The following is a 9,398-nucleotide window of genomic DNA, read 5'->3' on the forward strand; positions in this document are numbered from 1 at the left end:
TCGAGGCCGGACTGTTCGTCAGCTCGACCCCGGCGCCCGGTCAGTCGGTCGACATCAGCGTCGAGGACAACAAGACGATCACGGTCACGCTCTCAGCAGGCCCGGACTCGATCGCGATCCCCGACGTCAGCGGCATGACGCAGGACCAGGCTCGGCAGGAGCTCGTCGACGCCGGGTTCAATGCGGCGAACATCAGCACCTCGACCGAGGATCTGCCCGGCAGGCCCCGGGATGAAGCCGACCGCACGGAACCGGAGTCGGGAACCGACGCCGCGCCCGACTCGGCGATCACCATCATCATGGGTTCCGGGAACGTCGAGCTCCCCGACCTCCGGACGATGACGGTCGAGCAGCTCGAAGAGACGATGCGGGAGCTGCAGCTCCAGTACGACACGGGACCTGCGGTCAACAGCAACGACTACGACGAGGGCACCGTCGCTGCCCAGAACCCGAACCCCGGTCTGGTCAGGATCGATACCCGCGTCACGGTGCAGTTCTCCCTCGGGCCCACCGAGGAGCCGACCACGGACGAGCCCACCACCGACGACCCGACTGACGACCCCACCACCGACGACCCGCCTGACAACGGCGGCGGAGGCGGCGGAGGCGGGGACGAACCCCCCGGCGGCGAAGAGGGCTGACGCCTCCATCCCACGGCTCCCAGCCAGCCCAACCCGCCCCCGCCCCAACCCCGCCCCGACCCGCCCCGCCCCAACCCGCCCAGAACCCGACTTCACTGACGATTCGTCACACTCTCGATTTCACTGACGAAACGTCACAGCCTGGCGTGAGCTCCGCCGTCGACGGGTCCTGCCCGGAGAGCAGTAGACGAACTCGTCAGTGAAATCGGAGGGATGACGAATCGTCAGTGAAATCGGAACCTGGGGGCGGGAGCTGGGCTCGGGTCAGGCCGACGGCGCCAGGGGAGCGAGGCCGGCCGCGCGGGCGACCGCATCGGCGTCACCGCAGACGGCCAGCCAGTTCGCGAGCAGGCGGTGCCCGCCCTCGGTCAGCACCGACTCGGGGTGGAACTGAACCCCGTGCAGGGGGAGGTCGCGGTGCTGCAGGCCCATGATGATGCCGTCGCCGGTGGTGGCGGTGACGTCGAGCACCGCAGGCACGGTCTCAGCGAGCACGGCGAGGGAGTGGTAGCGGGTAGCCGTGAACGGGGCCGGCAACCCCTCGAACACGCCGGCGCCGCCGTGGTCGACCTGTGAGGTCTTGCCGTGCATCAGCTCGGGCGAGTGCGCCACCGTCCCACCGAACACCTCGCCCAGCGCCTGGTGCCCGAGGCAGACTCCGAGCATCGGGGTGGCGGTGTCGGCGCAGAGCTGGATCATGGGGATGCTCTGACCCGCGGCATCGGGGGTGCCGGGTCCGGGAGAGATGAGCACGCCGTCGTAGGCCTGCAGCCGGACCGGGTCGGCGAGGATCTCAGCGAGCAGCGGCTCGTCGTTCCGCACCACGTCGGTCTCGGCGCCGAGCTCGTTGAGATACCCGACGATCGTGTACACGAAGCTGTCGTAGTTGTCGACGACGAGGATCCTGGTCACGGCGCTCATGATCCCTCGCCCACGGTGTTCTCGTCGATCGGCAGCAGCGGCGCCACCGCAGGGAAGACGACCTCGAACAGCAGCAGCACCAGCGCCGCCAGCACGACCAGCAGGGTCAGCGCCCGCACGATCGCAGGCCCGGGCAGGTGCCGCCAGATCCATCCGTACATCAGCCCTCCTCCAGCAACTCGATGATCTCCGCGGGCCGGCCCTCGGACCGGTCGACCCAGTGGTCCAGCACGCCGTGGATGATCCAGCGCTCCCGCGTGGACCAGAGCGGGTGGCAGGTGGTCAGCGTGATCGAGCGTTCGGTCGCCTCCACACCCGGTTCGCCTGGACTCGGGGCGAGCACCTCGGTCTGACTCGGCAGCACCACGTACGACTCGGTGACCGTGTACACGTACCAGGCCTGCGCCGTCTGGACGATGACCGAGTCCCCGGTCTCGAGCGAGTCGACGCCGAAGAACGGCTTCGCATGCGACTGCCGATGCCCCGCGAGCGCGAAGTTCCCCACCTCGCCCGGGAGCTGGGTCTCGGGGTAGTGGCCCACGAAACCGGCGTCGAGCACCTCCGCGCGACCGATCCCCTCCGCGATCGGGAACTCCCAACCGGGGCCCCACCGCGGCACGAACATCGTCGCGAACGTCTCGCCCGCTGCCGGTGTCGGCTCGGCCGGCGGCTCCCCGGTCTGCGGTGTTCCTGGCTGCTCCGGCGACTCCGGCAGGACCTCCTCGAAGCTCGCGATGTGCGCGTTCGCGGCCCGCCCTCCCGTGACATCGGTCCAGAACACCTGCCAGACCACGAACAGCGCCACGATCACGCCCGCGGTGATCAGCAGCTCGCCCAGCACCCCGAGCGCGCTCGTACCACGCCGGGGGCGGCGGCGCGCACGTTGCGACCGTCGGGTCGCTACCTCAGCCTGGGACACTCGCGTACTCCATCGAGAGATTGGAATCGTCTCCGGCCATCTCCAGGTTGTCGTTCGTGCGAACGTCCCACCCGAGGTTCAACGCCTCGACGTACTGGAGATAGATCTGCACCGGCTGGGTCGACAGCAACGTGGCCTCGAGCTCATCGACGTCGCCGATCGCCGCGATCTCGTACGGAGGCGAGTAGGTGGCGCCGTCGATCAGCAGCACGTTCCCTACGCACCGCACCGACGTTGTGGCGGTGACTCGATGTCCCTGTACCGTCATCGCCTCCGCACCCCCGGCCCACAGCCCGTTCATCACGGCCTCGAGATCCTGCTGGTGCACCACCAGGCCCGGGCCGTCCACCGCCACGCTGCCCGCGGCAATCCCCAGGTTGTCGTCCACCGCGGCCGGGTCACGCTGGTCCTCCAGCAGAGCGGCGACCTCCTGGCGTAGCGCGACCACCTCAGCGTTGGTCTCCGTGAGCTTCTCGGTCTCCACGCGCACCAGATCCGGCAGGTTCTCCGGCTGCCGCTGCCCCGACTCCGCCGCCAGCTGCGCGCTCGTGCTGAACATCAGTCCGGCCAACAACCCCACCAGACCCAGACCCAACGACGCCTGGAACGTGTACCTGCCCCACCGCCGCCGACCCTTCGGCGCCCCCGCGGGAGCGGCGACATGGCGGTGCTGCGACATGCAGTCAGTCTAGGGTCCGCTGAGCGGGCTACGATGGGCCGGTCCGGACGGTCGCACGCCGTGATCGGGCCGAACCACGCGAAGGAGTCCAGGTCGATGCCCGAGTCCGCGTCCCGACGTCGCAAGAAGCCCGCCTACACGCCACCGCCCGCGTCGACCGCGCCCAAGCTGAGCAAGGCCTGGTACGCGCCCGTGTGCGTGACACTGCTGATCGTCGGGCTCGTGTGGGTCGTCACGACCTACATCGCCGAGTGGGCGTTCCCGATCCCCGGCATCCGCGGGTGGAACCTGGCGATCGGGTTCGCGATCATGATGGTCGGGTTCGTCATGCTCATGCGGTGGCGGTAATCCGCCTCACCTGATTCAGGTCGTTGGTGCCCGGCGCTGCCGGGATTGTCGTGCGTGAGGCGACCATCCGCACGACTGCGCTCGTTCCTCGCTCCGCCGCGCTCCCGCCAGGCCCATCCAGCCTCTCGCACGACGATCCCGACCTCTCCTTTGGCGTTGCGTCTGTGCGTTGATGGACGACGGCGGTGGTCGGGTCTCGTCCGTTGCCTCCTCTGAGGTGGGTGCTGTGGGGCTCTTCGGTGCAGGTGTGGTTCGGCGCGCCGATTGTGTCCCCAGGTGTGCGTAACGCTGTGGAGAACTACAGCCATGTAATTCCACACGTGTGAACAAGGGTGTGGACACGTGCGGCGGCTCTCGGGTGATTCGCTGCCACTGGGTGGCTGCAGATCGCCCGGAAGCGCATTCCGCGGGTTGGGGACACACAGCGCGGGGCACCCCACCGCCCCCACCCCGCCTCACCCACCTGCCCGCTGGCGACAGGTGCGGATCGCAGTCACGGAGTGGCAGCAAGTCACCCGGAAACGCTTTCCGCGAACGGGCGATCTCGGGCGCGAGCCGGGGCGAGCGGGGGCGAGCTCAGGCTCGGACGGTTGCGGGTGAGCTCGGGCAGGCGGCAGCGGCTGCGGGATTCCGTGCTCGCGCGAGGCGCGATCTCGCCGCGTCGGGCGGGTGGGCGGCTCGCAGGCGCCCGCGCGGTCAGACGAGTGCGTAGCGAATGAGGGTGGCTGCGATGAGGACGGCGGCGATCGCCGTGACGCCGGCGATGCCGCCGGTCTTCTGCAGCTTCTTCGGCAGGTAGGCGTACACGGCGGCGATAGCAGCACCGGTCACGAGGCCGCCGAGGTGGGCCTGCCAGGAGATGTTGGGCATCACGAAGGTGATCACGAGGTTGATGCCGATGACGCTGAAGATCGAGGTGTTGCGGATCTTCATCCGCAGCATCACCACGGCTACGGCGCCGAACAGTCCGAATACGGCTCCCGAGGCGCCGACCGCGCCCCGGTTCCACATCTCAAGCGGGGTCAGCAGCAGCACGGCGACGGAGCCGCCGAGCGCGCTGACCAGGTACAACGCGATGAACCGGGCACGCCCGAGCGCCTGCTCGAGGAACGGTCCCGTGAACCACAGCGCCACCATGTTGAAGCCGAGGTGCACGATCCCGAACGAACCGGGTGCGTGCAAGAACGCCGTGGTGAGCATGCGCCACGGCTCGATCTGCCCGATCGCCGGGCTGAAGGTGAACGCCTGCCGGAGCGTGGGGCTGACCATGTCGATGAGGAACACCGCCACGCACAGCGCGATCATCGTGATCGTCACGACCGGCCGGGCGTTCGGCTGCACCGTGGCACCGAAAACGGTGACCCGCTTGCGTGCTCCCTGCGTGGCGTCGCGCACGCAGTCGACGCAGTGCACGCCCACTGCGGCGGGCCGCTGGCACTGCGGGCACGCGGGCCGGCCGCACCGCTGGCAGCTGACGTAGCTCACGCGGTCCGGGTGCCGCGGGCACACCGGCACTCCCTGCTGCGGCGCAGGGGGCTGCCCTCCCTGGCCCGGCGTGCCCCACGCCTGGCCTGCCCAGCCCTGGCCGGCGGGAGGTCCCGCCGGCCGGTCCGACCCGCCCGGCTGCCCAGGCGGGGGTGCGGAAGGGTAGGACGTCATCGGTTCAGTCGACGATCTCGATCGAGTTGATCACCACGTCCTGCACCGGGGCGTCGCCGGGCGCCTCGCGCTCGTCGGTGATCTTGAACAGCTCCATCGCCCTCCGGTTCGCCCCGGTCTGGACCGTGCTGATCTGATCGACGACGGCGGAGCTCGCCTGGTCCTTGACCTTGCCGAAGATCGTGTGCTTGCCCTGGAGGTGGGGGGTGGGTCCGACCGTGATGAAGAACTGCGAGCCGTTGGTGCCGCGCCCCATCCGCTTGCCGGCGTTCGCCATCGCGAGCACGTACGGCTCACGGAAGCCGAGCTCGGGGTGGATCTCGTCGTCGAACTGGTAGCCCGGGCCGCCGGTGCCGGTCCCGAGCGGGTCGCCGGCCTGGACCATGAAGCCCGGGATCACGCGGTGGAACACGGTGCCGTCGTAGAACGGCGCGTTGCTCTCCTCGCCGCTCTCCGGGTGCGTCCACGTGCGCTCACCCTTCGCCAGCTCGACGAAGTTCTTCACGGTCTTCGGGGCGTGGTTCGGCAGCAGCTCGATGACGATGTCGCCGGCGCTGGTGTGCAAGATCGCGTCCATGGCTCCCATCCTCGCACTGCCCGCCCACACTGCGCGCACGCGGCGGCGTGACCAGGTTGTGCGACCAAGGCCTTGTGCGCATGGAGCCGAGACGACATAGGCTGGGGCAAATACCGTCATCTGCGGTTCGACGCAGGTGCGAGAGCGTGGGGAGAGACATGGCGCGCAAGGACAAGATCTCCGCGGACCAGCTCCGCGACACTGCCCAGGACGCTGCTCAGGAAGCCGGCAAGATTGCCAAGTCGCTCGCCGAGCAGGGCAAGGAGTGGGCCACACCTCGAGTCGAGTCGGCCATCGAGTGGGCCGCTCCGCGGGTCGAGACCGCCTGGAAGAAGGGCGTGCAGGCTGCGGCTCCCAAGGTCGTGGACGCCGCCGGCAAGAGCCGCGAGGCCGTGGACGTGGCGCACGACAAGATCGTCGAGGACGTCATCCCGCGCGTGATCGCTGCGATGGAGGAAGCCGCCAAGGCTGCCCGGACCGGCGCTGACGACCTGCACGAGCGTGCCGGCGCGGCCATCGCCGCGGCAGAGAAGGCCGTCAAGGAGCAGGAAGCCAAGGCCAGCGGCGGCAACAAGTTCGCCAAGACCCTCGGCTGGGTCCTCGTGGGCACCGCGGTCGCGGGCGCGGGCGTGCTGATCTGGCGCCGCACGCAGCCGGTCGACGACCCGTGGGCCGAGGAGTACTGGGACGACGCGGTGGCGAGCACGCCCACCCAGGGCACCTCTGCCGTCGACAAGGCGAAGCACGCCGCATCGGGCGTGGCCGCCTCGGTCTCCGAGGCCGCGGACAAGGCCAAGGACGCTGCCGGCGAGGCCGCCGCCAAGGTGAAGGACGCCGCGGCTGAGGCGAAGGACAAGGCCAAGGACGCCACCGGCGACGCGAAGGACAAGGTCGAGGACGCCGTCGACGACGTCAAGGACAAGGTCGAGGACGCCAAGAACGACTGAGGCCCCTCGCCAGGTCGACGGCGGCCCCGCACCCCGGAGGGTGCGGGGCCGCCGTCGTTCACACCCGGTCGGTTCCGCGGTCGAGGGGAGGGCTGGGGTGAGGGCGGTGCGAGAATGGCGGGCGTGTCTGCGCCCGTCACCCCGCTCACCGAGCAGCTGAGCACCGCTCTCGGTCACGCCATCGCGTCCGCCTACCCCGACCAGACCGGGGCGGACCCGCTGATCCGACCCAGCGACCACGCCGACCTGCAGGCGAACGCCGCGCTCGCGCTCGCCAAGAGGGTGGGCGCCTCGCCGCGGGAGGTGGCGAGCGCCGTGGTGGAGAGGATCAGCGACGACGTGCTGATCGGCAACGTCGAGGTCTCCGGACCCGGGTTCCTCAACCTCACGCTCTCGGACGCGGCGCTCTGGGCTCAGGTCGAGGCACGGCTGGCCGACGACCGGCTGGGACTTCCGGCGACCGAGCTCGGCCGCCGCACCGTGGTCGACTACTCGGCCCCGAACATCGCCAAGGAGATGCACGTGGGGCACCTGCGCTCCACGATCATCGGCGACGCGCTGGTGCGGGTGCTGGAGTTCCTCGGCGGCCAGGTGATCCGGCAGAACCACCTCGGCGACTGGGGCACCCAGTTCGGCATGCTCATCACCTACATCGACGAGCACCCGGACGAGCCGTGGCGGCACACCGACATCGAGCAGCTCGGCGACGCCCCGGTCTCCACGGTCTCCGCCCTCGACGACCTGTACCGGAAGGCCCGCAAGGAGTTCGACGGCGACCCGGCCTTCGCGGACCGGGCGCGGCGGCGGGTGGTGGCGCTGCAGGCCGGCGACGAGGACACGCTGGTGGTGTGGAAGGACATCGTCGCCGAGTCCGAGTACGCGTTCGACGAGGTGTACCGGCGCCTCGGTGTGCGGATCTCCTCGGCGGACTCCGCGGGCGAGTCCACGTACAACGCAGTGCTGGGGTCGGTCGCGAAGGAGCTGGAGGACGCCGGCGTCGCGGTGGTCAGCGACGGGGCGCTGGCAGTGCTGTCGGAGGAGGTCAAGGGTCGTGACGACGAGCCCGCCGCCCTGATCATCCGCAAGTCCGACGGCGGATACGGCTACGACGCCACCGACATGGCCACGATCCGGCACCGCGTGCACGAGCTGCGCGCCGACCGGATCCTCTACCTGACCGACGCACGGCAGGCCCTGCACTTCCGGCTGATCTTCGAGGCAGCCCGCCGGATGGGCTGGCTGACCGAGGACATCGAGGCCGCGCACGTGCCGTTCGGCTCCGTGCTCGGCCCGGACGGGAAGCCGTTCAAGACGCGTGCCGGTGACACCGTGCGCCTGGCGGTGCTGCTGGACCAGGGTGTCGAGGCCGCCGCCGCCGTGGTGCGCGAGGGTGCCGAGGCACGTGGCGAGGAGGTCGACGAGGCCGCGCTCACCCGCATCGCCGAGCAGGCGGGCATCGGTGCGATCAAGTACGCCGACCTCTCGGGCAACCGCGTCAAGGACTACGTGTTCGATCCCGAGCGGATGGTGGCGTTCAACGGCAACACCGGCGTGTACCTGCAGTACGCGCACACGCGGATGGTCTCGATCCTGCGCAAGGCGACCGAGCGCGGACTGAGCGTGCCTGCGGTAGTGCCCGCCGCCGTCGAGCACGCCTTGGAGCCTGCCGAGCGTGCGTTGACGCTCCAGCTCGACGGCTTCGCTGAGGTTCTTGCCGATGTGGTTGCCGGTTACGAGCCGCACAAGTTGGCTACGTACCTGTACGAGACCGCGCGGGCGTTCACGGAGTTCTACGAGGTCTGCCCGGTGCTGTCCGCCGAGGGTGCGGTGCGCGACCGGCGGCTGGCGCTGGTGGACCTCACGCGGCGTACGGTGGCGCAGGCGCTCGACCTGCTCGGGATCGCGGCGCCTGAGCGCATGTGAGCGCGGGTGAGTCGCCCAGCTCCTGAGATCGGTAGCTGGGCGACGCCCCCGGTTCCCCCGGCCCCCGTCCTTGGGGGGGGCTGGTCCCCTCTACAGCCCGCCCTAGGCCGTCCCCTCCGAACGTCATGTGGCCGCCCGGGTGGGGTGAGGACTGGCCCCGACCCCGCCTCACCACCCGGGTGGTCGACCCACCTGTGCGATGGATCTGTATGAGAGACGCGCAGCGCCACGGATTATGACGCCGCCCACATTGTGATACGAATCACTGGATCCGTGACGTACCATCTCCGTAGTCGAAGGGGCGTGGGGACACGCCGATTCACTTGGAGCGACAGGGGACAGAATGGCGGTGCCCGTTGGCATGCCCGACCACGCGTTGCTGACGCGTGCCCGGGATGGTGACGGCGAGGCCTTCGAGGCCCTGTACCGGCGGCACCACCGTGCAGCGACCCGCGCCGCCCACAGCTAGTCCTCGCGCACGCAGCTCGCCGAGGACGCTGTGCAGGAGGCGTTCCTGCGGATTCTGCACGCCACCCAGGAGGGCGGCGGACCGCAGCGCGAGTTCCGCGCCTACCTCGCGACCACGGTCAGACATGTCATCGCCGGCTGGACTCGCGGCGAGCGCACGGTCGTCAGCGACGACCTCGAGACGCTCGCGGGTGAAGACGTGCGCGAGGGCTCCCGGCCGGAGTCGCGGCTGCATTGGCACCTGCTGACCCGGGCGTTCAAGTCGCTGCCCACCCGATGGCAGGAGGCGCTGTGGCTCGGGGAGGTCGAGGGGATC

11 protein-coding genes and 1 pseudogene are annotated in these 9,398 nt (G+C 69.9%); 6 read left to right on the forward strand and 6 right to left on the reverse strand.

Annotated elements, in window-relative coordinates; all coding sequences use genetic code 11:
• Positions 1-641 (forward strand): PASTA domain-containing protein (locus ACOJSN_RS17750; protein ID WP_420113820.1); only part of this gene is annotated, 641 nt, incomplete at its 5' end.
• A gap of 264 nt (positions 642-905) precedes the next feature.
• Here ACOJSN_RS17750 and ACOJSN_RS17755 read toward each other — a convergent pair.
• From ACOJSN_RS17755 to ACOJSN_RS17770, 4 genes are read right to left on the reverse strand one after another with little or no spacing between them, the layout of a single operon-like run.
• A complete protein-coding gene (locus ACOJSN_RS17755; RefSeq protein ID WP_420113830.1) occupies positions 906-1,553 on the reverse strand; it encodes an aminodeoxychorismate/anthranilate synthase component II in 648 nt (215 codons plus the stop codon).
• A 5-nt stretch (positions 1,554-1,558) separates the two neighbouring features.
• Positions 1,559-1,723 carry a hypothetical protein gene (locus ACOJSN_RS17760; protein WP_420113821.1) on the reverse strand — a complete coding sequence of 55 codons (165 nt, stop codon included), beginning with the start codon at positions 1,721-1,723 and terminating at the stop codon, positions 1,559-1,561.
• Positions 1,723-2,481 carry a class E sortase gene (locus ACOJSN_RS17765; protein WP_420113822.1) on the reverse strand — a complete coding sequence of 253 codons (759 nt, stop codon included), beginning with the start codon at positions 2,479-2,481 and terminating at the stop codon, positions 1,723-1,725. The genes ACOJSN_RS17760 and ACOJSN_RS17765 overlap by 1 nt, the downstream gene beginning before the upstream one ends.
• A complete protein-coding gene (locus tag ACOJSN_RS17770) occupies positions 2,468-3,160 on the reverse strand; it encodes a DUF881 domain-containing protein (protein ID WP_420113823.1) in 693 nt (230 codons plus the stop codon). Before ACOJSN_RS17770 ends, ACOJSN_RS17765 begins: the two co-directional genes overlap by 14 nt.
• A 96-nt stretch (positions 3,161-3,256) precedes the next feature.
• On the opposite strand from ACOJSN_RS17770, the gene ACOJSN_RS17775 reads away from it, so the two are divergent.
• Positions 3,257-3,508, forward strand: coding sequence for a cell division protein CrgA (locus tag ACOJSN_RS17775; protein WP_420113824.1), 252 nt, complete (start codon positions 3,257-3,259; stop codon positions 3,506-3,508).
• Positions 3,509-4,204: 696 nt separating this feature from the next.
• On the opposite strand, the gene ACOJSN_RS17780 is transcribed toward ACOJSN_RS17775, so the two are convergent.
• Positions 4,205-5,167, reverse strand: a complete 963-nt coding sequence (locus tag ACOJSN_RS17780; RefSeq protein WP_420113825.1) for a rhomboid family intramembrane serine protease — start codon at positions 5,165-5,167, stop codon at positions 4,205-4,207.
• Between the two features lie 4 nt (positions 5,168-5,171).
• Complete coding sequence (locus ACOJSN_RS17785; protein WP_420113826.1) at positions 5,172-5,744, reverse strand: peptidylprolyl isomerase; 573 nt, start codon at positions 5,742-5,744, stop codon at positions 5,172-5,174.
• A gap of 158 nt (positions 5,745-5,902) precedes the next feature.
• Here ACOJSN_RS17785 and ACOJSN_RS17790 point away from each other — a divergent pair, with 158 nt between their 5' ends.
• From ACOJSN_RS17790 to ACOJSN_RS17805, 4 genes and pseudogenes are all read left to right on the forward strand, one after another.
• The gene (locus ACOJSN_RS17790; protein WP_420113827.1) at positions 5,903-6,691 is read left to right on the forward strand and encodes a hypothetical protein; all 789 of its coding nucleotides are present in this window, start codon (positions 5,903-5,905) and stop codon (positions 6,689-6,691) included.
• Between the two features lie 114 nt (positions 6,692-6,805).
• Positions 6,806-8,614 (forward strand): arginine--tRNA ligase, encoded by a 1,809-nt coding sequence (gene argS / locus ACOJSN_RS17795; RefSeq protein ID WP_420113828.1) that lies wholly within the window; start codon positions 6,806-6,808, stop codon positions 8,612-8,614.
• A 343-nt stretch (positions 8,615-8,957) separates the two neighbouring features.
• Entirely contained in the window at positions 8,958-9,083 is a 126-nt protein-coding gene (locus ACOJSN_RS17800; protein WP_420113829.1) for a hypothetical protein, read from the forward strand.
• A gap of 18 nt (positions 9,084-9,101) precedes the next feature.
• Positions 9,102-9,398: pseudogene (locus tag ACOJSN_RS17805) on the forward strand (RNA polymerase sigma factor); the annotation flags it as partial.

Origin of the sequence: Pseudactinotalea sp., assembly GCF_048594945.1 — a bacterium.
Classification (GTDB): domain Bacteria; phylum Actinomycetota; class Actinomycetes; order Actinomycetales; family Beutenbergiaceae; genus Pseudactinotalea.

Bases quoted from the DNA above. Each gene is read 5' to 3' on its own strand.
- ACOJSN_RS17775 (WP_420113824.1), top strand. From the start codon at position 3,257: ATGCCCGAGTCCGCGTCCCGACGTCGCAAGAAGCCCGCCTACACGCCA.
- argS (WP_420113828.1), top strand. From the start codon at position 6,806: ATGGCGGGCGTGTCTGCGCCCGTCACCCCGCTCACCGAGCAGCTGAGC.
- ACOJSN_RS17760 (WP_420113821.1), bottom strand. From the start codon at position 1,723: ATGTACGGATGGATCTGGCGGCACCTGCCCGGGCCTGCGATCGTGCGG.
- ACOJSN_RS17770 (WP_420113823.1), bottom strand. From the start codon at position 3,160: ATGTCGCAGCACCGCCATGTCGCCGCTCCCGCGGGGGCGCCGAAGGGT.
- ACOJSN_RS17800 (WP_420113829.1), top strand. From the start codon at position 8,958: ATGGCGGTGCCCGTTGGCATGCCCGACCACGCGTTGCTGACGCGTGCC.
- ACOJSN_RS17790 (WP_420113827.1), top strand. From the start codon at position 5,903: ATGGCGCGCAAGGACAAGATCTCCGCGGACCAGCTCCGCGACACTGCC.
- ACOJSN_RS17785 (WP_420113826.1), bottom strand. From the start codon at position 5,744: ATGGACGCGATCTTGCACACCAGCGCCGGCGACATCGTCATCGAGCTG.
- ACOJSN_RS17780 (WP_420113825.1), bottom strand. From the start codon at position 5,167: ATGACGTCCTACCCTTCCGCACCCCCGCCTGGGCAGCCGGGCGGGTCG.